The following is a 23001-nucleotide window of genomic DNA, read 5'->3' as shown; positions in this document are numbered from 1 at the left end:
AAGACGCCCGGCCAAGGCCGGGCGTCGATGCATCTTCAAACCAATCTGCGTCGCCGGACCATGCCCGGCGAACGCAACCGCTTAGAACATGCCTTCGAAGGGGTTCCAGCTGGTGTTGCCCTTCACCTGTTCCAGGTAATAGCTGTAGTTGGTGCTCGACGCCACCAGGAAGTTCATCGCGATGAACAGCGCACGGGCCACGATGTCCGGCAGCACCAGGCTGACCGCGATCAGCACGATGTTGATGCCGATCACCACCAGCGCCTTGCGCCACATGCCCAGGATGAACAGATAGATCGCGCCGAAGAAGAAGGCGAAGAAGTTCAGGTTGATCTTCAGGCGGTCGCCGAAGGACAGCGCCTTCCACGCCTGCTTGAAGCCGGGCTCCTTGGGGGCGCCGTGCTGCTGGAAGAAGTTGAAGCGGAACTGCCACTTCGGACTGAAGCGGGTGAGGTCGACGGTGTTCATGTGAGTAGGGACTTCCCTGTTAGGAAAACGTTTTCATGATAAGTGAGTCACATTCAGCAAACCAGCTTGGAGCGTCAAAAATGTGACGTTCCTACGGCAAAGGGCTTGCGTCCCGGTGCCGCGCCGTCACCCATCCGCCTTGTTTTTAGGATAGGGTGCGCAGTTCCGCTGCCACCCCGGTGTTTTATGGGTAACAGCGGTATGTCCATGGAGGTTGCATGACCACACCAGCTACACCGGAAAACGCACCCGGACCGGTGCTCCTGCCGACACCCGAAGTGGTGCAGGCACAACAACTGCTCGCCCGCCAGCAACTGGCGGTTGCGATGGACCGTGCACGCATCGCGGCCAGCCGCGACGCTGCACCGGCTGTGCTGGAAAACGACTGAGCCTGAAAAAGCCCCTCACGATCGCGCTGGCCTGTTGCCAGCGCGATCGCAGTGCGCATCAGAAGCGCGCGGTCATGCTGAGGAAGTAGCTGCGGCCGGCGACGAAGTAGTCGGTGGAGCCGTCGGCGTACAGCTTCTTGTCGGCCAGGTTGCTGACGCCACCACGCAGGGTCAGCACCTCGTTGACGTTCCAGGCAGCGGTCAGGTCATACAGCGTGTAGGCCTTCAGGAAGGTGCTGACCACGCCGGTCTGCTTGCCGGTGTACTGCGCCGACAGGCTGCTGGAAAACACCGTGTTCGGCGTCCAGTCCAACGACGAATAGCCTGAGAACTCCGGGGTGTCGATCAGGTTGCGGCCGGTGGTCAGGTTCTTGGCTTCCTTCATCCAGGTCGCCGAGGTGCGCCAGCGCCAGTGATCGCCGAAGCGGAAGTTGAGGTTGCCTTCCATGCCGCTGGTGCGCGCGCGCTGCACGTTGCTCATGCGCGTCCACCAATAGCCGTTGAACTTGCCCAGCGCTTCATACTCGATCTTGTTCTTGAAGTCGGTATGGAAGTAGGTCAGGCCGGCGTCGACCAGATCGTTGTCGAAGCTGACGCCGATCTCACGGTTGGTGCTGGTTTCCGGGTCCAGGTCCGGATTGCCGGCCATGTAGCAGCCGCCGCGGGTATAGCCCAGCGGGATCAGCGAGGTGCAGCCGCGGCCGCCGGACTGGGTCGCCGCGCTGGGCGAATTCTCGGTCAGGCTCGGCGCGCGGAAGCCCTTGGAGACGCCGCCACGGATCGTCCACTGCTCGCTCGGGTGCCAGACCAGGTAGGCACGTGGACTGACATGGCTGCCGAACTGTTCATGGTGGTCCAAGCGCGCGCCCAGGGTCAGGGCCAGGGTGCGGTGCAGCTTCAGCTCGTCTTCGACGAACAGCGCCCAGGTATCCACTTCCAGGGTGGAGCCGATCACCGGTTTGCCGGCGTAGTCGATCGGTGCCTGGCCGATGGTGTCGGTGTTGGTCAGCTCCTGGCGCTTCCATTGGCCGCCCACCGCGAACTGGTGGTCCACGCCCAGGGTGAAGGGCGTGCTCAGGCTGCCTTCGATGATCGTATCGGTTGCCTCGGAGCGACCGGTGGCGCCGATGTCGTTCTTGTACTCGGTCCAGTACGCGCTGAGCTTGGAGGTACCGAAATCCCACTTGCCGTCATGGTTCAACGCCAGCGAACTGCGCTTGAGCTCACTGGCACCCCATGCGCCCTCGTCCTGCTTTTCCAGCGCCTGGGCGATGAAGGCCTGCTGCACGCCATGGCCCGCTTCCAGCGACACTTCCTGTGCCTCGCTCAGCTTCCACTGCAGCAGTGCGTCGACATTGCGGTCCTTTTCGCCGGCGTAGGCGTTGCCATACACGCCGCCGTTGGAGCGATCCGAATCGCGGCGCATGCTGTTGGCACCGATGCGCAGGCCGAAGCGCTCGCCCAGCGGGCCGGAGAAGGTCGCGCCGATCTGCTGGGTGTCGCCACGGTCGCCATCCTGCGGCCGGGTGTAGCTGTGGGTGGCGCTGCCGTTCCAGCTGTCACCGATGCGCTTGGTGATGATGTTGATCACCCCGCCCATCGCGTCCGAGCCATACAGCGAGGACATCGGGCCGCGCACCACTTCGATGCGCTCGATCTGGTCCGGAGAAATCCAGTTCAGGTCCTGGCGGCCCAGGTCGGGGCGATAGTTGGTCGAGGCCGAGCTGCCCATGCGCTTGCCGTCCACCAGCACCAGCGTGTAGTTGGACGGCATGCCGCGCAGCTTGATCTTGGACTGCTCACCGGCGGCGCTGAGCCCACCGGTCACGCCCGGAATGCGGCTGAGCAGGGTGGCCAGGTCGTGCACCGGCTGGCGTTCGATGTCTTCGCGGCTGATCACGCTGATGCTGGCCGGGGCATCCTTGATCCACTGCTGGTTGCCCGAGGCGGTGACCACCACGGTATCCAGGTCCTTGGTCGAGGCATCGGCGCTGGCTTCAGCGGCGGCGAGGGCGGGCAGGGTCAGCAGGCAGGCGGCGGCCAGAGCACTGGCCAGGCGGGTGCGCGACAGGCGCGCGGAACGAAGAGGGGACATGACGGCTTCCAAGGGAGAGGAGAGACCCGGTGGAAGCAGCAGGCGCTCGCAGACAGCAGGCAGCCACCCCTTCCCTGGGTCGTCGGGCGCGCGGAAGGTCCGGCGCAGCTGGGTGGGTCCGGTGCGCGGAGCGCGGCGACCTGCCTGGTTAACGGAATGATAACCGTTCTCGTTTGTTACGATCCAGTACTTTTCGGGATGAATGGACATTCCCTGGCCGCGTGCCGCGGTTCGCCTGCTGATTGCTGAATGGGGAGATTTCCCGGCGTAGACCTTCGCACCCGGCTTACATTCGGGGCCATAGACTGAGCCGCATTTTTCGATTCCGCCCCGTTGGAGATCGTGTGGGTTCCGGTAGTGACAGACATCGACTGCGCGGCATGACGCCGTGGCAGACAGGACAAGTGCGGACGCCGGGAATGCGTGCCAGGAACCTTGGTGCATGCAGCCTGGCCGGGACGGCCGGTCCTGCGGCCTGCAGGGAGTAGGCGGCCATGGGGAGTGAAACCATCGACGCGGAACCGGTCACGGCCGGTCCTGACGCGGGCTGGGCCCTGCTGCCGGCCGAAGCACCGCTGGTGATGCCCGAACAGACGCTGCGCGAAGGCGCGCTGAAAGTCCGGCGCCATCGCACCTCGCCGCGCATGATCGGGCTGCGTCGCCTGTACATCCTCGGCGGCACGGTGGCGATGACCGCCGTGGCCACCCGGATGATGTGGCGGGTGCTGTCCGGCAACGGCATCAGCGTGCTGGAGGCCTGCCTGCTGGTGCTGTTCGTCGGCCTGTTCGCGTGGATCGCGTTGTCCTTTGCCAGTGCCGTGGCCGGCTTCCTGACGGCCGTGTTCGACCGGGGCTACCGCCTGGGCATCGATCCGGACAAGCCGTTGCCGACCGTGCACAGCCGCACCGCGCTGCTGATGCCCACCTACAACGAAGACCCGCGCCGGCTGCTGGCCGGCCTGCGCGCGATCTACGAATCGGTGGCGGCCACCGGCCAGCTGCAGCGTTTCGATTTCTTCGTGCTCAGCGATACCCGTCGCGAGGACATCGCGCGTGCCGAAGAGCAGGTGTTCGCCGAGCTGCGCGAGCTGGTGCCCGATGGCCAGGCGCGGCTGTTCTATCGCCGCCGTGGTGACAACAGCGCGCGCAAGGCCGGCAATATCGCCGACTGGGTACGCCGCTTCGGCGGTGCCTACCCGCAGATGCTGATCCTGGATGCCGACAGCCTGATGACCGGTGACAGCATCGTGCGCCTGGTGGCCGGCATGGAGCACAACGCCGACGTCGGCCTGATCCAGACCCTGCCGTCGGTGATCGGCGGCCGCACTCTGTTCTCGCGCATGCAGCAGTTCGGCGGGCGCGTGTACGGCCCGGTGATCGCCCGTGGCGTGGCCTGGTGGCACGGTGCCGAAAGCAATTACTGGGGGCACAACGCGATCATCCGCACCCGTGCCTTCGCCGACCACGCCGGCCTGCCGGAACTGCCGGGGCGCAAGCCGTTCGGCGGCCACGTGCTCAGCCATGATTTCGTGGAAGCAGCGCTGATGCGCCGTGGTGGCTGGGCTGCACACATGGTTCCCTACCTGGGCGGCAGCTACGAGGAAGGCCCGCCGACGCTGACCGACCTGCTGGTGCGCGATCGCCGCTGGTGCCAGGGCAACCTGCAGCACGGCAAGGTGGTGGGCAGCCGTGGCCTGCACTGGATCAGCCGCGTACACATGCTGATCGGCATCGGCCATTACTTCACCGCACCGATGTGGGCGATGCTGATGCTGATCGGCATCGCCATCCCGTTGTTCCAGGAAGGCATCGATTTCAATGCGCTGCTGCACCTGTCGCCCAGCGTGTACTGGCGCGCGCAGGATGAAGAACAGGTGGTGCGCCTGTTCGCCGCCACCATGGCGGTACTGCTGATGCCCAAGGTGCTGGGATACCTGGCAATGCTGCTCGACCCGGTCGAACGCCGTGGCTGCGGTGGCGCGATCCGCGCATTCCTGTCGATGCTGGTGGAAACCGTGCTGGCCGCACTGATGGCGCCGGTGGTGATGTACGTGCAGTCTCGCGGCGTGGCCGAGGTGCTGTCCGGGCGTGACTCGGGCTGGGATGCCCAGCAGCGCGATGACGGTGGCATCTCGTGGATTTCGCTGGTGCGCGGCTACGGCGGCCTGGGCGTGTTTGGCGCCTTCATGGGCGTGCTGGCGTGGGCGGTGTCGCCCTCGCTGGCGGCCTGGATGGCGCCGGTGGTGATCGGCATGGTGCTGGCGGTGCCGGTGGTGGCACTGACCTCGCTGCGCGGGCCGGGTGCCTTCCTGCATCGTCTCGGCCTGCTCGACATCCCCGAAGAGAACATCCCGCCGCCGGTGCTGGTGCGCGCCGCACAGCTGCGCCGGGAAGCGGCCGAGCAACCGCCGCTGTACTGATCGCACCGTGCCAGCGGCATAATGCGGCTCGAACGTACAGGAGCCGCAACATGCTGCAAACGGTGGAACAGGAAACCGGCGCCTCGCCGCAGTGGTCGGTGATCTGGCTGCACGGCCTCGGTGCCGACGGCCATGATTTCGCGCCGATCGTGCCCGAACTGGTGCGCCCGCACTGGCCGGCGCTGCGCTTCGTGTTCCCGCACGCACCGGTGCGGCCGATCACGATCAACAACGGCGTGCCGATGCGCGGCTGGTACGACATCGTCGGCATGGACTTCCGCTCGCGCGCCGACATGACCGGCGTGCAGGAGTCGGTGGTGCAGCTGGATGCCCTGATCGCCCGCGAGATCGAACGCGGCGTCGCCGCCGATCACATCTTCCTGGCCGGTTTCTCGCAGGGCGGGGCGGTGATCCTCAGTGCCGCGCTGGCACGCACTGCACCGTTGGCCGGCCTGATCGCACTGTCGACCTATCTGCCGGATGCCGAAAGCGCGTCGCGCGTCGATGGCGCAGTGGACGTGCCGGTGTTCATGGCCCACGGCAGCAGCGATCCGGTGATCCCGCAGGCAGTGGCCGCGCACAGCGCCGAGAAGCTGCGCGCGCTTGGGCTGGACGTGCAGTGGCACAGCTACCCGATGGCCCACCAGGTCTGCGCCGAGGAAATCGACGCGCTGGGCGACTGGCTGCAGGCACGCCTGGGCGTCGCCTGAGTCATGGCCGCGAGCGCTGCCACCCCGTGGATGCCGGAACTGTGCCGCCTGCCGCGGTTGGCAGCCATGCTCGGCCTGGCCGAACTGGTGGTGGTGGTGCTGGCGCTGGCGCCCGATGGCAGCCGGCATTGGACGATGGGTGAACTGGCCTCGGCCAGCGGCTTCGCACTGTGGCTGGCGCTGGCGGTCACCGCCAGCCTGTGCCTGCTGCGGCAGGCGCTGTCGAAGCTGCCGGAAATGCTGGGTGCGGTCGCCGCTGTCGGCCTGGCCGCGCTGATCGCCATCCTGTGTGCGGGCATCATCCATGCCCTGTATGCCGTGCTGGGCGACAACTTCGCGCGCGGTATCGGCTTCTGGCGCTTCACCCTGGGCAGCGCGGCCACCACGGCACTGATCACCGCATTGGCGCTGCGCTACTTCTATGTCAGCGACCGCTGGGCGGCGCAGGTGCAGGCCAATGCCCGCGCGCAGGCGGACGCCCTGCAGGCCCGCATCCGCCCGCACTTCCTGTTCAACAGCATGAACCTGATCGCCAGCCTGCTGCATCGCGACCCGGCGGTGGCCGAGCGTGCCGTGCTCGACCTGTCCGATCTGTTCCGCGCCGCGCTGGGGGCGGGCGAGGGCGATTCGACCCTGCGCGATGAGTGCGAACTGGCCGAGCGCTATCTGTCGATTGAATCGCTGCGTCTGGGCGATCGCCTGCGGGTGCACTGGCAGCGCGATGAACCCCTGCCCTGGGATCTGCCGATGCCGCGGCTGGTGCTGCAGCCGCTGGTGGAAAACGCGGTGCTGCATGGCATCTCGCGCCTGCCCGAAGGCGGCACCATCGAGCTGCATCTGGCCTGTGTGGGCAGCGAGCTGCAGATCCGCGTACGCAATCCCGCGCCCGATCCGCAGGTGCCCGGGCTGGCCCTGGCGCAGGGAGCGGGCCATGCCCAGCACAGCATCGGCCACCGCCTGACCTGGCGCTTCGGCCGCGCCGCGCGGATGACGGCTGGCTGGAGCGAGGGCTACTATGCCTGCCAGGTGACAGTGCCGATCCAGTGAGGGGACGATCGTGAGGGTAGTCATCGCCGATGACGAACCGCTGGCGCGCGAGCGCCTGCGCAGCCTGTTGGCCGCGCAGGAAGGGGTGGACGTAGTGGCCGAGGCCGGCAACGGCGAGCAGGCCCTGCACGCGTGCGCCGAACTGCAGCCGGACCTGGTCCTGCTGGACATCGCCATGCCCGGCCTGGACGGGCTGGAAGCGGCCCGCCATCTGGCCAGTTTCGAGCCGAGGCCGGCCGTGGTGTTCTGCACCGCCTACGATGCGCACGCGCTGTCGGCGTTCGAGGCTGCGGCCATCGATTACCTGATGAAGCCGGTGCGCGCCGAGCGGCTGGCGGCGGCGATCGCCCGCGCCCGCACTTTCCTTGCCGGCCGTGACGGCCAGCCCCAGCACACTGGCGGCCAGGCCCGCAGCATGCTGTGTGCCCGCCTGCGTGGCAGCCTGCGATTGATTCCGCTGGACGACATCCACTACCTGCAGGCCGAAGAAAAGTACGTGGTGGTGCATCACGCACGTGGCGAGGACCTGATCGAGGAATCGTTGAAGTCGCTGGAGGAAGAGTTCGCCAGCCGCTTCGTGCGCATCCATCGCAACTGCCTGGTGGCGCGCCATGAGCTGGTGGAACTGCGGCGTGGCAGCGGAGGCCAGGTGCAGGCGGTGCTGCGGCATGGCAAGCAGCCGCTGGAAGTGAGTCGGCGCTGCGTGGCGACGTTGAAGCAGGAATTGCGGCATCTGTGAGTGTTCCGCGCGGCCTGCGGCCGCGACTGCTTCGACAGCAACAGCAACAGCAACAGCGGGTCATGGCTCGGTGTTTCTACGTGCTGGGTTGGGCCGGGGTGGGGTGGCGGGACACGCCGTAAACCCATCCATGGGGGCTCGATGGCGCCATCCATGGCGCCAACGGTCCCGCCACCCCACCCCGGCCCAACCCTCTCGCGGTCCACTGCGTCGGACGGCAAAGGCATTGTTGTTATCGGGTGGGGAGAAAAATGTAGTGCCGAGCTACGCTCGGCTCCGAGCGAAGCGACCCGCTTTTGCTCTGCTTTTCTTTTGATCTTCCGTGGCTGACGCACACGGAAACTGTCAGTGGCCGGGCGGGGTGGGTGCGCGGGGGTGTCCGCGGCATGGATGCCGCGGCCAAGCCCCCAGGGATGGGTTTACGGCGTCCCCCGCGCACCCACCCCGCCCGGCCAAGCACGGCTGTTGCTTGCACGACCACACAAGCCACGAGGGGCTCCGCCGTTGGCCGTATCCCGCCGATAGGCGCGATAATGACCGGATGGAAACCGTCCGCATCGCCACCCGCAAGAGCCCGCTCGCCCTTTGGCAGAGCGAACACGTCGCCGACCGCCTGCGCCAGGCACATCCCGATCTGCACGTGGAACTGGTGCCGATGAGCACCCGCGGCGATGAAGTGCTTGATCGCTCGCTGGCAGCCATCGGTGGCAAGGGCCTGTTCCTCAAGGAACTGGAACTGGCCATGCTGCGGGGCGAGGCCGATTGCGCGGTGCATTCGCTGAAAGACGTGCCGATGGAACTGGATGCGCCGTTCGCGCTGCCGGCGATGCTCACCCGGCACGATCCGGCAGACGGCTTTGTCTCCAACCTGTACGCATCGTTGGATGCGCTGCCGATCGGTGCGCGCGTCGGTACCTCGTCACTGCGCCGCCAGGCCCAGCTGCGCGCGCTGCGCCCGGACCTGGAACTGCTGGACCTGCGCGGCAACGTCAACACCCGCCTGGCCAAGCTCGACAACGGTGGCTACGACGCCATCGTGCTGGCCGTGGCTGGGCTGGAGCGGTTGGGCCTGGGGGGGCGCATCGTCGCCCGCCTGCAGCCGCCGCAGTGGTTGCCGGCACCGGCGCAGGGCGCGGTGGCGGTGGAGTGCGATGGCGGCAACGCCGCGCTGATGGCGCTGTTTGCAGGCCTGGATGACGCCGCCACGCGCGCCTGTGTGGAAGCGGAGCGGGCCATGAACCGCGCGCTGCACGGCAGCTGCCATGTGCCGGTGGCGGCGATCGCGCAGTGGCAGGGGCAGGATCTGCACCTGCAGGGTCTGGTCGGCAGTGCCAGTGACGGCCGCGCGGTGCGTGCCGACGCCGTGGGCCCGGCCAGTGACCCGGAAGCGCTGGGCCAGCGCGTGGCGAAGATGCTGCTGGAGGCGGGTGCCGGCGAGCTGCTGAACGTCTGAGTTCGCTGGATCGTGCCCACCAAGGTGGGCACCTACCGGAAAAGAAAACGGGCGCCTGGCGCCCGTTTCGCTTACTTGAACTTGTAGACCACGTTCATCGTGGTCAGCGTATCGGTCTTGCGCTTGTCCACGGCGACGTCGCTGTTGTAACGCGCCTGCCAGCCGGCCTTCAGCGCCAGGTGCTCGTTCATGCTCACCGAGACACCGAAATCGTTCTGGCCGAAGGTGTTGTATGAACCCGATTCGACCAGCAGGGTGTTGATCAGGTCGGTGTTGTCGGTCAGCGAGTACTTCAGGTCGAACAGGCCACGACCGATCAGGCCGGTGCGGGTGCGGTCGTCCTCGGTGCTGTGGGTGCGGCGCACACCGGGGCCGATCTGCGCGTCGAACGAGAAGCGCTCGGTGTTCCACAACCGGGTGCCGTAACCCAGACCGAACGAGCTCTGCCGATCGTAGGTGGCGAAATCATCACGCTCGGTACGTACCGTGGCGGTCAGCTGGCGATGTTCGCCCAGCTGCAGCGCGCTGCCAGCACTGCCGGTGTAGCGGTTGGCGGTGGTGTTGTTGCGGCGGGTGGTGGTGCCGTCGTCGCTGGTCTCGATCACCTTGGAGCTGGAGCGCAGACCGAACAGGTCCATGCTGTGCACCCAGTCGCCATCGGTATAGCGCAGGCGCAGGCGGCCGTTGAAGCTCTCGGTGCTGCTGTTGCCACGGGCCGACGCGAAGCCGAGTTCGCCACCACTGCCACTCCACGGCGAGGACATCGCCGCCAGTTCGGAGGCATCCTGCGCATACGCCAGCGGGGCGCAGAGCAGCAAGGGGACCAGCAGGGACACGCGCAGGGACATCGAGGCTTCTCCGAAGCGATTGGCAGCCGGTGATGATACTGGAAGCGTGATGACCGTCCGAATCGCCCGTCCCGCCTGCTTCAGCAGGCGTTGCCGGTGCGCCCCATTCAGGGCAGATCGACCTGCAGGGCCGGATCGTTGAAGCGCGAGTAGCGCAGCCGCAGCTGGAACGGTTTGCCGTTGTTGTGGCCACTGCGCACGATCTGCCGTGGCAGGCCCTGCGCATCCACCCAGTACTCCAGGCCTTCACCGGCGGTGGCGCCGCGCAGGCGGTAGTGGCGCGTGCTGACCCCATCCAGCGTCTGCTCGCCCAGGTCTTCGGCCTGCAGGGCCTGGGCGGGGATATCGGCGGGCAGCGGGCTGCGCCATTGCTCCAGCAACCCCGGTGGGGTCGGCACCTGGCGGATCGCATCGTCGGCCTGCAGGAACATGGTGTCGCCGATGATCACCTGCGGTCCGGCAGGGGTCTGCACCCGGAAGCGATCCGGGGCGACGAAGTCCATCGCGGTACGCACCGGCTGCTGCGCGCCCAGCACCTCCAGCTCGGCGTGGAAGCTGCGCAGGGCAGCAAACCTTTGGCTGGCAGACAGCACCGCCTGTGCCGGATCGGCAGCGGGGACGGGCGTTGCAGCATCGGTGGGCGCCGGTGCGCGGTCGCAGGCGGCCAGCAGCAGGCAGGCCAGCAGGGGCAGGACAGACAACCGGCGCATCGGGCGCTCCGCAGGGCAGGGGGCGCCCACGATAGCCCAATCGTCCGCCACAACGCCCGAGACTCGGACATAATCGGGGGCATGGACCGATACGAACGCATCACCGCCCTGCATCGTCTGCTCAAGTCCGCACGCTATCCGGTGACGGTGGCGACCCTGCAGGACAAGCTCGGTTGCTCCCGGGCCACCGTCTACCGCGACCTGGCGTTCCTGCGCGATGCGCTGATGGCGCCGATCGAGGGCGATGGCGAGGCCGGCTTCCGCTACATGGCCGACGAGAGCGACCGCTTCGAGCTGCCCGGGCTGTGGCTGAGCTCGGAAGAGCTGCACGCCCTGCTGGCCTCGCAGCACCTGCTGGCCCGTACCGGCGGCGGCGTGCTGTCTTCGGTGCTGGCGCCACTGCAGCAGCGCATCGAGAGCCTGCTGGCCGCCCAGGCAGGTGTTTCCAGCTGGCCGGTGGACCGGGTCCGGGTGATTCCGCACCGTGGCCGCAAGTTCGATGAAGCCAGCTTCCGTTCGGTGGCCTCGGCAGTGCTGGAGCGCAAGCAGCTGGGCTTTGAATACCGTGCCCGCTCGACCGACGAAGCGACCAAGCGCACGGTATCGCCGCAGCGGCTGACCCATTACCGCGACAACTGGTATCTGGACGGCTGGGACCATGATCGCGAGGCCCTGCGCAGCTTTGCGGTGGACCGCATCTACAAGGCGCGGGTGATCGACAGCACCGCCCGCGATGTCGCCGACAGCGAGCTGGACGAGCAGCTGGGCGCCAGCTACGGCATCTTCTCCGGTGCGCCGAAGGGCTGGGCAACCATCCTGTTCAGTGCCAAGGCCGCACGCTGGGTGGCCGATGAGCACTGGCACTCCAAGCAGCAGGGCCGCTTCCTCGCCGATGGCCGTTACGAACTGAAGGTGCCTTACAGCGTGTCGCGCGAACTGTTGATGGACGTGTTGCATTACGGGTCCGATGCCGAGATCGTCGAGCCGATGATGCTGCGCGAGCAGGCCAAGGCGTTGCTGGAACTGGCCCTGACCAACTACGAAAAATCCTGACACCTCCCCCCGAGATCGATTGCGCCCATGAAGAAGACCCTGTTGCTGCCCCTGTTCGCCGCTGCGCTGGCACTGACCGCCTGCGGCAAGTCCGGCGAGCCTTCGCAGAAGCTGGTGGTGGCCGCCACTGCCGTGCCGCACGCCGAGATCCTGGAAGTGGTCAAGCCGATCCTCAAGCAGGAAGGCGTGGAGCTGGACGTGCGCGTGTTCAACGACTACGTGCAGCCCAACGACCAGCTGGTGCAGAAGCAGGTGGATGCCAACTACTTCCAGACCGAGCCGTACCTGGACGCCTACAACCGCGATCGCAAGACCGACCTGACCAAGGTGGTGGGCGTGCACATCGAGCCGTTCGGTGCTTACTCGCGCAAGATCAAGTCGCTGGCCGAGCTGCGTGAAGGGGCCGATGTGGTGATCCCCAACGACCCGAGCAACAACAGCCGTGCGCTGATCCTGCTGCACAAGGCTGGCGTGATCGAGCTGAAGGACCCGACCAATGCGCTGGCCACGCAGCGCGACATCGTGTCCAACCCGAAGAACCTGAAGTTCCGCGAGCTGGATTCGGCCATGCTGCCGCGCGTGCTGGACCAGGTCGATCTGGCCCTGATCAACACCAACTATGCGCTGGATGCCGGCCTCAACCCGACCAAGGACGCGCTGGCGATCGAGAGCAAGGACTCGCCGTACGTGAACTTCCTGGTTGCCCGCCCGGACAACAAGGACGACGCCCGCGTGCAGAAGCTGGCCAAGGCGCTGACCAGCCCGCAGGTGAAGACCTTCATCGAGACCAAGTACAAGGGCGCGGTGCTGCCGGCGTTCTGACTGCGGCTGATCTGTTGATTTGAAAGGTAGATGTCGACCTTGGTCGACACTGCCCTTCCTGTAGAGCCGAGCCCACGCTCGGCTCTGCTGTTTTCGGCATTCCACCAACGGCAGCCGAGCATGGCTCGGCTCTACAATGTCAATCGACGTGGAAGGCGAGGGTGGCGGCCACGGCCTGCTGCCACCCTGCGTAGAGCTTCTCGCGCCGGGCCACCGCCATCTGCGGTTCGAAGCGGCGATCCAGACCCCACTGTGCCGCGATCTGTTCGCGGCTTTCCCAGAAGCCGACCGCCAGCCCCGCCAGGTAGGCCGCACCCAGCGCGGTGGTCTCGGTCAGCCGCGGGCGCAGCAGCGGCACGCCGAGGATGTCGGCCTGGAAGCCGGCGAGGAAGTCGTTGCCGATCGCACCGCCATCGGCGCGCAGTTCACTGAGCGAGATGCCTGCGTCTGACTGCATCGCGTCCAGTACGTCGCGGGTCTGGTAGGCCATCGCCTCCAGTGCTGCCCGCACGAAGTGCGCCTTGCGGGTGCCACGGGTCAGGCCGAACATCGCGCCGCGCACGTCGCTGCGCCAATAGGGTGCACCCAGGCCGACGAAGGCCGGCACCAGATACACCCCCGCGCTGTCCGGCACCTGTGCGGCCAAGGCCTGGCTGTCGGCGGCACGATCGATCATGCGCAGGCCATCGCGCAGCCACTGCACCACCGAGCCGGCGACGAAGATCGATCCTTCCAGCGCGTATTCCACTTTTCCATCCAGGCCCCAGGCAATGGTGGTCAGCAGGCCATTGCGCGAGCGTACGGCCTGCGTGCCGGTGTGCATCAGCATGAAGCAGCCGGTGCCATAGGTGTTCTTGACCATGCCCGGCTGGAAGCAGGCCTGGCCGAACAGCGCAGCCTGCTGGTCGCCGGCGATGCCGGCAATCGGGATCGGATGGTCGAAGAAGAACTGCGGGCGCGTGTGCGCATACACCGAACTGGAATCACGCACCTGCGGCAGCATCGCGCGCGGAATGTCCAGCAGTGCCAGCAGGTCATCGTCCCATTCCAGGGTATGGATGTTGAACAGCAGCGTGCGCGCGGCATTGCTGTAGTCGGTCACGTGCGCCTGGCCGCCGCTGAGATTCCACACCAGCCAGCTGTCGATGGTGCCGAACAGCAGCTCGCCACGCTCGGCGCGTTGCTGCGCGCCTTCGACGTGATCGAGGATCCAGCGGATCTTGGTGGCCGAGAAATAGGCGTCGATCAGCAGGCCGGTGCGCTCGCGGATCAGCGCTTCGTGGCCGCCGGACTTCAGCCGCTCGCAGATGGCCTGGCTCTGCCGCGACTGCCAGACGATGGCGTTGTGGATCGGCTGGCCGCTGGCGCGGTCCCAGACCACAGTGGTTTCGCGCTGGTTGGTGATGCCCAGCGCCGCGATATGGCGGGGATCGATCTGTTCGCGGCTGAGCAGTTCGGTGATCGTGGCGTAGACGCTGGTCAGGATCTCGCGCGGGTCATGCTCGACCCAGCCCGGCTGTGGAAACAGCTGGGCGAACTCGCGCTGCGCACTGCCGACGGTGTCGCCGGTGCGATCGAACAGGATCGCGCGCGAACTGGTGGTTCCCTGGTCGATGGCCAGCACGTAGCGGGGCGTCATGCAGCGTCTCCAGTGGCGATGTTGAAATCGTAAAGCATCGGCGGCGCCGGGCCGCGCCTGGCACTACCGGCAATGTGAATCCATCCACGCCTGTAGCCGTGCCGCCTGCGCCGCATCCATCTGCAGCCCCAGCTTGCTCCGTCGCCACAGTACATCCTCGGCGCTGCGGGCCCACTCGTGGTCGCACAGGAACGCGACCTCGCGTGCGTGCAGGCCCGCGCCAAAGTCTTCGCCCAGATCGAGCAGGCTGTGCGCGCCGTGCAGCAGATCAACGCTGCGGCTGCCATAGGCGCTTGCCCAGCGCCGCAGTATGGCCTCGGGTAGCCAGGGGGCCTGCTGCTGCAGGTGCTGCCGTGCCTGCCCGGCATCACCCCAGTCGCTGCCGGGCAACGGGTCGCCTGCCGCCGTCCAGGCCGGGCCTGCGTGCGGCAGATGGGGGCGCAACAGATCCAGTGCTTCCTCGGCCAGCACCCGATAGGTGGTCAGCTTGCCGCCGAGCACGTGCAGCGCGGGCGCACCGTCGGTGTCCAGGTGCAGGCGGTAGTCACGGCTCAGTTTCGCCGCGCGCGGGTCCGGGTCGGCCAGCAACGGGCGCACGCCGGCAAACTGCCAGACCACCTCGGCCGCTGCGATCGGATCGCGCAGGTAGCCATTGGCAGCGCTGCACAGGTAGTCCACCTCCGAAGGCAGCACCGTGCAGCGTGCGGGGTCACCGCGATAGTCGGTGTCGGTGGTGCCGACGAGCAGATGGTCGTGGAAGGGCAGCAGGAACACCACGCGGCCGTCGGGCTGCTGCAGCAGGCAGGCCCTGTCGTTGGGCCAGCGGCGGCGCAGCACGATGTGGCTGCCCTGCACCAGGCGCAGCGCAGGTCTGCCGCTGCGGGCGTGCATGCGCTCCAGCAGGCCGCCCGCCCAGGGGCCTGCGGCGTTGGCCACCGCCCGTGCCTGCACGGTCTGCTGATCGCCGGACGTGTCTTCCAGAACAACGCGCCAACGCCCGTGCTCGCGTCGCAGATCCACGCAGCGCGTGCCGGTCAGGATGCGTGCACCCCGTTGCGCAGCGTCGAGCGCGTTGAGGATGACCAGCCGCGCATCGTCCACCTGCGCATCGGCGTAGCTGAAGGCCTGCCGCAGCTGTGGCGACAGCAGCGCGCCGAGCGGATCGTCGTGCAGATCCATGCTGCGCGATGCAGGGAAGGCGGGGCTGCGCCGGCCCAGGTGGTCGTACAGCCAGAGCCCCAGGCGCAGCATCCAGCGAGGCCGCAGGTGCGGTTGCCACGGAAGCACGAAGCACAGCGGCCGCACCAGGAACGGCGCCTGCCGGCGCACCACTTCGCGCTCGCCCAGCGCTTTGCGCACCAGGCCGAACTCGCTCTGCTCCAGGTAGCGCAGGCCACCATGGATCAGCTTGCTGCTGGCGCTGGAGGTATGCGCTGCCAGGTCGTGCTGTTCGCACAGCAGTACCTTCAGGCCACGGCCACTGGCATCACGGGCGATGCCTGCACCGTTGATGCCACCGCCGATCACCAGCAGGTCGACCTCGTCCATCGCGCCTCCGCATCTTGTTTATGTAGAGCCGAGCCCATGCTCGGCTGCTTTCCGGGTGGCCGGGCAAGCTTGACTCTACAAAAAAGCAGCCGAGCATGGGCTCGGCTCTACAGGCGGAATGCGGGTGACGGAAACGACGACGGGCCCCGAAGGGCCCGTCGCGGTACAACAATGACGCAGAAGCGCTTAGAAGCGGGCGCCGATGCCGAAGCCGACGGTCCACGGATCCATCTTCGCTTCGCCGATCTTCTCGCCGCCGACCTTCACGTCCGGACGCGAGCGCATGTAGCGGGCGTCGGCACGGGCGAACCAGGTCGAGTTGATGTTCATGTCCACACCGACGGTGCCGATCACGCCCTTGGCATCCTTCAGGCGGATGTCGGAGTCGCTGCCGTCGGCCAGCGTTTCATTGCTGAAAGCCGACTGGAAGTAGCCCACGCCCACGAACGGACGGAACACGTTGTCGGCCTGGCCGAAGTGGTACTGGCCGCTCAGTGCGACCGGCTGCTGCTCGACGCTGCCGAGGCGGGCATTGCCCGGGCCCTTCACCTTGTGGTCGAACTTGTCTGCAGCGCCCCACAGTTCAACGGCCCAGTTGTCGTTGATGTAGTAGCTGAAGCTGACGGTCGGTGCCGGGCCGCCATCGACCTTCTTGATGCCGTCGATCGGGTCATTCTTCGGCTGCAGCAGCGAGACGCCGCCAACCACGGCAAAATGCTTGCCCGAGGCGGTGTCGGTGGTGCTGCTGTCCTGCGCGAAGGCAGCCGGTGCGAACGCGGCGGAGGTCAGCAGGGCGAGGCTCAGGATACGGATGGAGCGCATGGGGGAATCTCCTAATGTTTCTTGTTTTGGGCCCCCGGTTGCGGGGCGAGCACACCGTAGTCGCCCCAACATGAATCGAATCCGACGCGCGTTAAAAATTAGTTCGCATTGTTCAGCGAACAGCGCGAAACGCTTGTTTTCATGCGGTTTCTGCCCTTCCGGAATATTCATGCAGTTGGAGAAGATGTGAGCGCCGCAACGTTGTGCATCGGCCTGCCTGCGCAGGTGAACGCGGATTGCCGGGTGTTGCTGCTGGGTTCAATGCCCGGTATCGCGTCGTTGCAGGCACAGCATTACTACGCGCACCCGCGCAATCGTTTCTGGCCGTTGCTTGGCGATCTGTGCAGCTTCGATCCGTCGTTGCCGTATGCGCAGCGCCTGCAGGCGCTGGCAGCAAATGGTGTCGGCCTGTGGGATGTGATCGGCCGCTGCGAGCGGCGCGGCAGCCTGGATGCGGACATCGTGCGTGGCACGGAAGTGGCCAATGCACTTCCCGCACTGATCGCCGCGTTGCCTGACCTGCAGCTGATCGGCTGCAACGGTGGCGCGGCGATGCAGGCCTTCCAGCGCTGGGTGCAGCCGCAGCTGGCCGCCTCGCCGGCAGTGCTGGCGCTGCCGTCCACCAGTCCGGCCAATGCAGCATGGTCGTTGCCGCGCCTGCGCAAGGCCTGGCAGCCGGTGGCCGTCGCGCTGGCGACATCAAGCGGACATCGACAGGACAATACGCTACCGACTGGAAGCGCCGGCAGGCCATGAGCAACAGCGTGTCCCGGCTGCGTGCGTACTGAAAACACCTGTAACGGTTGGCGCAGGCCCCCGCTGGCCGCACAATAGACGTTTCCCTACACCAGATTGCCGGAGTTCTCCCCATGGCCGAAATCAAGGAAGCACGTGTCCCCGATATCGGTGACTACAGCGATATCCCGGTAATCGAGGTGCTTGTTGCCGTCGGCGATACGGTGAAGAAGGACCAGGGCCTGGTCACGCTGGAAAGCGATAAAGCGACCATGGAGGTGCCGTCCTCGGTGGCCGGCGTGGTCAAGGAAATCAAGGTCAAGCTGGGCGACAGCCTGTCCGAAGGCAAGGTCGTGGCGCTGATCGAAGTGGCCGACGGCGAGGCTGCCCAGCCGGCCGCTGCTGCCGCTGCGCCGGCGCCGGCCAAGGCCGCTGCTCCGGCCGCTGCCACCCAAGCGGCTCCTGCTGCCGCCCCGGCTCCGGCCGCTGCCGCCCCCGCTGCCAGCGGCGGCGCGGTTGAAGCGCTGGTGCCGGATATCGGCGACTACAGCGGTATTCCGGTCATCGAAGTGCTGGTCGCCGTGGGCGATACGGTGAAGAAGGACCAGGGCCTGGTCACGCTGGAAAGCGACAAGGCCACCATGGAAGTGCCGTCGTCGGTCGCCGGCGTGGTCAAGGAGATCAAGGTCAAGGTCGGCGACAATCTGTCGCAGGGCAACGTAGTCGCCATCATCGAAGCCGAAGGCGCTGCCGCCCCGGCCCCGAGCAAGGCCGCCGCTGCCGCCGCCCCGGCCGCCGCCGAGACGGCCACCAAGGTCGAGCCGGTCGCCGTGCCGGCACAGCCGGACAAGCTGGCCGCCCGCGAGATCGCCAGCGCCCCCTCGGCCGGCGCGCCGAGCAGTCCGCCGGTGCAGTTCAACGCCGATGGCGTGCTGCCGGCCAAGGTGCCCTACGCATCGCCGGTGGTACGCGTGTTCGCCCGTGAGCTGGGTGTCGACCTGCTGCAGGTCAGCGGCAGCGAGAAGGGCGGCCGCATCACCAAGGCCGACGTGCAGAAATTCGTCAAGGCCGCGCTCAGCGGCGGCGCTCCGGCGGCTGCCGGTGGCACCGTGGCCGCCGGCGGTGGCCTCAACCTGCTGCCGTGGCCGAAGGTCGATTTCAGCAAGTTCGGCGACGTTGAAGTGCAGCCGCTGTCGCGCATCAAGAAGATCTCCGGTGCGAACCTGGCCCGCAACTGGGCGATGATCCCGCACGTCACCCAGTTCGAGCAGGCCGACATCACCGACCTGGAAGGCCTGCGCGTGGCGCTGAACAAGGAGAACGAGAAGGCCGGCATCAAGCTGACCATGCTCGCCTTCCTGATCAAGGCCAGCGCTGCGGCGCTGAAGCAGTTCCCGGAGTTCAACGCTTCGCTGGATGCCAGCGGCGAGAACCTGACCCTGAAGAAGTACTTCAACATTGGTTTCGCGGCCGATACCCCGAACGGCCTGGTCGTTCCGGTCATCCGCGATGTCGACAAGAAGGGCGTGGTGCAGATCGCGCAGGAAACCGGCGAACTGGCCAAGAAGGCGCGCGACGGCAAGCTGGGCCCGGCCGACATGAGCGGCGGCTGCTTCTCGATCAGCTCGCTGGGCGGCATCGGCGGCACCGCGTTCACCCCGATCGTCAATGCACCGGAAGTGGCCATCCTCGGCGTCTCCAAGTCGTCCATCCAGCCGGTCTGGAACGGCAAGGAATTCGCACCGAAGCTGATGCTGCCGCTGTCGCTGAGCTACGACCACCGCGTCATCGATGGCGCCCTGGCCGCACGCTTCACCACGTACCTCTCGCAGGTGCTGGCCGACATGCGCCGCGTGCTGCTGTAAGGCACCGCTTCGCCCCCACCGTGCGGCCGCTGCCCCTGGCGCGGCCGCCTGTCGAAACGCAGTGACAGCCCGCCGGCCACGCCGGTCGGGCACGAGGAAAACCCACCATGGCCACGATTGAAATCAAGGTTCCCGACATCGGCGATTACAGCGATGTACCGGTGATCGAAGTGCTGGTCGCCGTTGGCGATACGGTGAAGAAAGACCAGGGTCTGGTGACCCTGGAGTCGGACAAGGCCACCCTGGAAGTGCCGTCCTCGGCTGCCGGCGTGGTCAAGGAAATCAAGGTCAAGCTGGGCGACAGCCTGTCCGAAGGCGCGGTCGTCGTGCTGCTGGAGTCCGAGGGCGCCGCTGAAGCGCCGGCCAAGGCTGCTGCGCCGGCCCCGGCTGCGGCCGCTCCGGCCAGCAAGCCGCCGGTGACCCCGTCGCACCGCGCCCCGGCCGAGCCGGCAGCACCGAAGCCGGCGCTGGCCAGTGGCAAGGCCGCCGACATCGAATGCGAAATGGTCGTGCTGGGCTCGGGCCCGGGCGGCTACACCGCCGCCTTCCGCGCCGCCGACGTCGGCCTGGATACGGTGCTGGTCGAGCGCTATGCCAGCCTCGGCGGCGTCTGCCTCAACGTGGGCTGCATTCCGTCCAAGGCACTGCTGCATGCCGCAGCGGTGATCGACGAAGTCGCCCACGCCGGTGATTTCGGCGTCGAGTTCGGCAAGCCGACCATCACCCTGGACAAGCTGCGCCAGTACAAGGAAAAGGTCGTCAACCAGCTGACCAAGGGCCTGGCCGGCATGGCCAAGCAGCGCAAGGTCCGCAACGTGCAGGGCGTGGGCAAATTCGTGTCGGCCAACGAACTGCTGATCACGGCTGAAGACGGCAGCACCCAGCTGCTGCGCTTCCAGAAGTGCATCATCGCCGCCGGTTCGCAGGCGGTGAAGCTGCCGAACTTCCCGTGGGACGACAAGCGCGTGATGGACTCCACCGACGCTCTGGAACTGGCTGAAGTGCCCGGTTCGCTGCTGGTCGTCGGTGGCGGCATCATCGGCCTGGAAATGGCCACCGTTTACGGTGCGCTGGGCAGCAAGGTGACCGTGGTCGAGTTCATGGACCAGCTGATGCCGGGCGCCGACAAGGACCTGGTCAAGCCGCTGGCCGACCGCCTGAAGAAGCAGGGCATCGAGGTTCACCTGAAGACCAAGGCCTCCGGCGTGACCGCCGATGCCAAGGGCATCACCGTGACCTTCGAAGCCGCCGAGGAAGGGCAGACGCCGGCATTGGCGCAGGGCACCTTCGACCGCGTGCTGGTGGCCGTGGGCCGCTCGCCGAACGGCAAGAAGATCGACGCGGACAAGGCCGGCGTGCAGGTCACCGACCGCGGTTTCATTCCGGTCGACCGGCAGATGCGCACCAACGTGCCGCACATCTTTGCCATCGGCGATATCGTCGGCAACCCGATGCTGGCCCACAAGGCCACGCATGAGGGCAAGCTGGCGGCCGAAGTGGCTGCCGGGCACAAGAAGGAGTGGGTGGCCCGTGTGATTCCGTCGGTGGCCTACACCAACCCGGAAATCGCCTGGGTCGGCGTGACCGAGACCGAAGCCAAGGCCAAGGGCCTGAAGGTCGGCGTGGCGAAGTTCCCGTGGGCCGCCAGCGGCCGCGCGATCGGCATCGGTCGCACCGAGGGCTTCACCAAGCTGATCTTCGACGAAGACAGCCATCGCATCATCGGTGGTGCCATCGTCGGTGTGCATGCTGGTGATCTGCTGGCCGAGATCGGCCTGGCAATCGAAATGGGTGCCGAAGCCGAAGATATCGGCCACACCATCCACGCGCACCCGACGCTGAGCGAATCGGTGGCGATGGCCTCGGAAATCTACGACGGCACGATCACCGATCTGTACATGCCGAAGAAGAAATAAGGCGCCCGCGCCTTTCCGAACAAAAAGCCCCGGCATTGCCGGGGTTTTTTTTGTTTCTCCGCTCCGGATTTTTGCGAGCTGTAGGGCCGCCGCGCGGGCGGCAGGCATTTCGACAAATGTCCCCCGTCGCCCGCCTGCGGCGGTCGCCTCCTCCTTTACTTTGTCGAAACGCCTGCCGCCCGCGCAGCGGCTCGGCTTGCGGAAGGTAGAGCAGCAGCCACTACAAAGGCAGCGTGGATGCCTGATACGCGGAGGGAGAGGGGGCTGGGTGCGAAGTAAAGGAGGAGGTGACGGCCGCAGGCTGGCGCCGGGGGACATTCGCACCCAGCCCCCTCTCCCTCCAGCGCTCGACCAACCCGCTTCTGCTCTTCTGTCAGGAACCCACAAAAAACGCGGCCCCCGATGTTCCGGAGGCCGCGCCAGGAGAGAGCGTTGTGGAAGAGGCGTAGGGCTTAGAAGGTGACGCTGATACCGGCCACCGGGCCCTTGAATTCCTGCTTCAGGCCGATGGTGCCGTCGCTGCCCTTCTTGTCCGCATCCAGCTTGAACCAGTCGTAGCCGGCGAACACGCCGAAGTTGTCGGTGAAGCGGTAATCGACGATCGCGTTGGCGCGGCTGAGGTCACCCTTGTAGTCGTCGAAGCTGCCCCAGCGCGTGTTGAGGTACTGGCCCTGCAGCGTGATCATCCACTTTTCGGACGGGGTGAAGCTCAGGCGTGCACCGACCACCGGCGCAACACCGTCGGTCTTCTCGTCCAGGAACTGGCCTTCGTACACCGTGCCAAGGTCGGCGTAGCCCTTGGTGCTGACCTTCGCGTACTCGGCACCCAGCTGCAGGCCGAGGTCGAACTTCTCGGTGTCCACCACCGAGTAGTCATACACCAGGCTGGCCACCTGATACTTCAGCTCTGCCTTGACGAAGCTGTCGGCCGGCACGTTGACGTTGCCGAAGGAAATATCCTGGCCGAGCGTCTCGCGGCGGTCCTTGTCGTACTTGAAGTAGTTGAACAGCAGGCGCTGGCGGTTGCTGATGCGGAACATGCCGTCGATACGCGGCTCCCATTCCTTGCCACCCAGCTTGAAGTCCTCGGAGAAGCCGATGTCCTGGCCGGCGACATTGGTATTGCCGCGCAGGGTGTTGTCCGAGTCGATGTTCATCGCACCCAGGCGCAGGGCGAAGCGGTCATCGCCTTCGGCGGCATGGGCGGCGGAGGCGAACGACGCGCCGGCGGCGAGAAGCGAGAGGGCGAGCAGGGTGGGGACGGAGCGCATCGAAAGAGTCCTTGCAGTGGTTCATCGGAATGAAGGCCACTTTGCCGGACGTCGCTGTCCACCATTCGTGAAAGTATGGTCCACGCGGTGTGGACGGTTCAGCGCTGTCGCTGCCGTGCGAAAAAGATGGCCCCGGAGCGGCGCTTCGGGGCCATCATGGGGACCTGCAGGCGAAGCGTCGACGAGGTAGCTGCAGGCAGGTCGCAGGATCGGACCATCGCCGTCGGCGGAAAGTTCCGCCGCCTGCGACCAAAGTTGAATACGTTGCGGCGCAACATCGCGCAGATGTCATTGTCCCCGTGGTGGGCTGTAGAAGCGCAGCCCTTACCGCAACTTGCGCTGTTCCGATATGAACAGGCACCGGTTGTCTCGCAAATTGTCCCATTGCTATAATTTGGCGGCTCGATGAGGCCCCCCTGCTGTAGTCGCCTCAGCCATCCACTTGTAACCA

The 23001-nt window shown here is 66.5% G+C and carries 19 protein-coding genes; 11 read left to right on the top strand and 8 right to left on the bottom strand.

From position 1 onward, the window contains the following. Window positions 1-81: 81 nt before the first annotated feature. Window positions 82-468 (bottom strand): DUF2628 domain-containing protein, encoded by a 387-nt coding sequence (locus CR156_RS16745; protein ID WP_025879013.1) that lies wholly within the window; start codon window positions 466-468, stop codon window positions 82-84. Between the two features lie 218 nt (window positions 469-686). On the opposite strand from CR156_RS16745, the gene CR156_RS22990 reads away from it, so the two are divergent. Next, window positions 687-857 (top strand): hypothetical protein, encoded by a 171-nt coding sequence (locus CR156_RS22990; RefSeq protein ID WP_162887695.1) that lies wholly within the window; start codon window positions 687-689, stop codon window positions 855-857. Window positions 858-915: 58 nt separating this feature from the next. Here the strand turns inward: CR156_RS22990 and CR156_RS16740 are convergent, their stop codons facing one another. Continuing rightward, entirely contained in the window at window positions 916-2952 is a 2037-nt protein-coding gene (locus tag CR156_RS16740; RefSeq protein WP_100553638.1) for a TonB-dependent receptor domain-containing protein, read from the bottom strand. Between the two features lie 494 nt (window positions 2953-3446). Between CR156_RS16740 and mdoH the strand changes: the two genes are divergently transcribed. The 5 genes from mdoH to hemC all read left to right on the top strand — a co-directional run bounded on the left by mdoH (window position 3447) and on the right by hemC (window position 9321). Then, the gene (gene mdoH / locus CR156_RS16730; protein WP_100553637.1) at window positions 3447-5372 is read left to right on the top strand and encodes a glucans biosynthesis glucosyltransferase MdoH; all 1926 of its coding nucleotides are present in this window, start codon (window positions 3447-3449) and stop codon (window positions 5370-5372) included. A gap of 50 nt (window positions 5373-5422) precedes the next feature. Then, window positions 5423-6082, top strand: a complete 660-nt coding sequence (locus tag CR156_RS16725) for an alpha/beta hydrolase (protein WP_100553636.1) — start codon at window positions 5423-5425, stop codon at window positions 6080-6082. A 30-nt stretch (window positions 6083-6112) separates the two neighbouring features. Next, the gene (locus CR156_RS16720) at window positions 6113-7129 is read left to right on the top strand and encodes a sensor histidine kinase (protein ID WP_100554212.1); all 1017 of its coding nucleotides are present in this window, start codon (window positions 6113-6115) and stop codon (window positions 7127-7129) included. A 10-nt stretch (window positions 7130-7139) separates the two neighbouring features. Further along, window positions 7140-7868 (top strand): LytR/AlgR family response regulator transcription factor, encoded by a 729-nt coding sequence (locus tag CR156_RS16715; RefSeq protein WP_025879008.1) that lies wholly within the window; start codon window positions 7140-7142, stop codon window positions 7866-7868. Window positions 7869-8409: 541 nt separating this feature from the next. Then, a complete protein-coding gene (gene hemC / locus CR156_RS16710) occupies window positions 8410-9321 on the top strand; it encodes a hydroxymethylbilane synthase (protein WP_100553635.1) in 912 nt (303 codons plus the stop codon). Between the two features lie 71 nt (window positions 9322-9392). Here the strand turns inward: hemC and CR156_RS16705 are convergent, their stop codons facing one another. Both CR156_RS16705 and CR156_RS16700 read right to left on the bottom strand, forming a co-directional pair. Next, window positions 9393-10169: a DUF481 domain-containing protein gene (locus CR156_RS16705; protein ID WP_089237075.1), complete on the bottom strand. Its 777-nt coding sequence runs from the start codon at window positions 10167-10169 to the stop codon at window positions 9393-9395. A 107-nt stretch (window positions 10170-10276) separates the two neighbouring features. After that, entirely contained in the window at window positions 10277-10879 is a 603-nt protein-coding gene (locus tag CR156_RS16700) for a LolA family protein (RefSeq protein WP_100553634.1), read from the bottom strand. A gap of 81 nt (window positions 10880-10960) precedes the next feature. Between CR156_RS16700 and CR156_RS16695 the strand changes: the two genes are divergently transcribed. Next, complete coding sequence (locus CR156_RS16695; RefSeq protein WP_089237071.1) at window positions 10961-11932, top strand: helix-turn-helix transcriptional regulator; 972 nt, start codon at window positions 10961-10963, stop codon at window positions 11930-11932. 27 nt (window positions 11933-11959) lie between these two features. After that, entirely contained in the window at window positions 11960-12754 is a 795-nt protein-coding gene (locus CR156_RS16690) for a MetQ/NlpA family ABC transporter substrate-binding protein (RefSeq protein ID WP_025877387.1), read from the top strand. 139 nt (window positions 12755-12893) lie between these two features. Here the strand turns inward: CR156_RS16690 and glpK are convergent, their stop codons facing one another. The 3 genes from glpK to CR156_RS16675 all read right to left on the bottom strand — a co-directional run bounded on the left by glpK (window position 12894) and on the right by CR156_RS16675 (window position 16763). Beyond that, window positions 12894-14393, bottom strand: a complete 1500-nt coding sequence (gene glpK / locus CR156_RS16685; protein WP_100553633.1) for a glycerol kinase GlpK — start codon at window positions 14391-14393, stop codon at window positions 12894-12896. Window positions 14394-14456: 63 nt separating this feature from the next. Then, on the bottom strand, window positions 14457-15941 hold the full coding sequence (gene glpD, locus CR156_RS16680) for a glycerol-3-phosphate dehydrogenase (RefSeq protein WP_100553632.1): 1485 nt from the start codon (window positions 15939-15941) through the stop codon (window positions 14457-14459). 186 nt (window positions 15942-16127) lie between these two features. Next, window positions 16128-16763, bottom strand: coding sequence for an OmpW/AlkL family protein (locus CR156_RS16675; protein WP_049464294.1), 636 nt, complete (start codon window positions 16761-16763; stop codon window positions 16128-16130). 186 nt (window positions 16764-16949) lie between these two features. Between CR156_RS16675 and CR156_RS16670 the strand changes: the two genes are divergently transcribed. From CR156_RS16670 to lpdA, 3 genes are all read left to right on the top strand, one after another. Then, window positions 16950-17519 (top strand): DNA-deoxyinosine glycosylase, encoded by a 570-nt coding sequence (locus CR156_RS16670; RefSeq protein WP_100553631.1) that lies wholly within the window; start codon window positions 16950-16952, stop codon window positions 17517-17519. Between the two features lie 113 nt (window positions 17520-17632). Next, on the top strand, window positions 17633-19363 hold the full coding sequence (aceF, locus tag CR156_RS16665; protein ID WP_100553630.1) for a dihydrolipoyllysine-residue acetyltransferase: 1731 nt from the start codon (window positions 17633-17635) through the stop codon (window positions 19361-19363). A gap of 107 nt (window positions 19364-19470) precedes the next feature. Further along, window positions 19471-21279 (top strand): dihydrolipoyl dehydrogenase, encoded by a 1809-nt coding sequence (lpdA, locus tag CR156_RS16660; RefSeq protein ID WP_100553629.1) that lies wholly within the window; start codon window positions 19471-19473, stop codon window positions 21277-21279. 452 nt (window positions 21280-21731) lie between these two features. On the opposite strand, the gene CR156_RS16655 is transcribed toward lpdA, so the two are convergent. Then, window positions 21732-22550 carry a hypothetical protein gene (locus CR156_RS16655; RefSeq protein ID WP_089237057.1) on the bottom strand — a complete coding sequence of 273 codons (819 nt, stop codon included), beginning with the start codon at window positions 22548-22550 and terminating at the stop codon, window positions 21732-21734. Window positions 22551-23001 lie beyond the last annotated feature (451 nt).

The organism is Stenotrophomonas lactitubi, assembly GCF_002803515.1.
Taxonomy (GTDB): Bacteria; Pseudomonadota; Gammaproteobacteria; order Xanthomonadales; family Xanthomonadaceae; genus Stenotrophomonas; species Stenotrophomonas lactitubi.
Note: the sequence above shows the minus strand (reverse complement) of the source record. Positions and strands in the feature narration are given on the sequence as shown.

Bases quoted from the DNA above. Each gene is read 5' to 3' on its own strand.
- CR156_RS16745 (WP_025879013.1), bottom strand. From the start codon at position 468: ATGAACACCGTCGACCTCACCCGCTTCAGTCCGAAGTGGCAGTTCCGC.
- CR156_RS22990 (WP_162887695.1), top strand. From the start codon at position 687: ATGACCACACCAGCTACACCGGAAAACGCACCCGGACCGGTGCTCCTG.
- CR156_RS16740 (WP_100553638.1), bottom strand. From the start codon at position 2,952: ATGTCCCCTCTTCGTTCCGCGCGCCTGTCGCGCACCCGCCTGGCCAGT.
- mdoH (WP_100553637.1), top strand. From the start codon at position 3,447: ATGGGGAGTGAAACCATCGACGCGGAACCGGTCACGGCCGGTCCTGAC.
- CR156_RS16725 (WP_100553636.1), top strand. From the start codon at position 5,423: ATGCTGCAAACGGTGGAACAGGAAACCGGCGCCTCGCCGCAGTGGTCG.
- CR156_RS16720 (WP_100554212.1), top strand. From the start codon at position 6,113: ATGCCGGAACTGTGCCGCCTGCCGCGGTTGGCAGCCATGCTCGGCCTG.
- hemC (WP_100553635.1), top strand. From the start codon at position 8,410: ATGGAAACCGTCCGCATCGCCACCCGCAAGAGCCCGCTCGCCCTTTGG.
- CR156_RS16705 (WP_089237075.1), bottom strand. From the start codon at position 10,169: ATGTCCCTGCGCGTGTCCCTGCTGGTCCCCTTGCTGCTCTGCGCCCCG.
- CR156_RS16700 (WP_100553634.1), bottom strand. From the start codon at position 10,879: ATGCGCCGGTTGTCTGTCCTGCCCCTGCTGGCCTGCCTGCTGCTGGCC.
- CR156_RS16695 (WP_089237071.1), top strand. From the start codon at position 10,961: ATGGACCGATACGAACGCATCACCGCCCTGCATCGTCTGCTCAAGTCC.
- CR156_RS16690 (WP_025877387.1), top strand. From the start codon at position 11,960: ATGAAGAAGACCCTGTTGCTGCCCCTGTTCGCCGCTGCGCTGGCACTG.
- glpK (WP_100553633.1), bottom strand. From the start codon at position 14,393: ATGACGCCCCGCTACGTGCTGGCCATCGACCAGGGAACCACCAGTTCG.
- glpD (WP_100553632.1), bottom strand. From the start codon at position 15,941: ATGGACGAGGTCGACCTGCTGGTGATCGGCGGTGGCATCAACGGTGCA.
- CR156_RS16675 (WP_049464294.1), bottom strand. From the start codon at position 16,763: ATGCGCTCCATCCGTATCCTGAGCCTCGCCCTGCTGACCTCCGCCGCG.
- aceF (WP_100553630.1), top strand. From the start codon at position 17,633: ATGGCCGAAATCAAGGAAGCACGTGTCCCCGATATCGGTGACTACAGC.
- lpdA (WP_100553629.1), top strand. From the start codon at position 19,471: ATGGCCACGATTGAAATCAAGGTTCCCGACATCGGCGATTACAGCGAT.
- CR156_RS16655 (WP_089237057.1), bottom strand. From the start codon at position 22,550: ATGCGCTCCGTCCCCACCCTGCTCGCCCTCTCGCTTCTCGCCGCCGGC.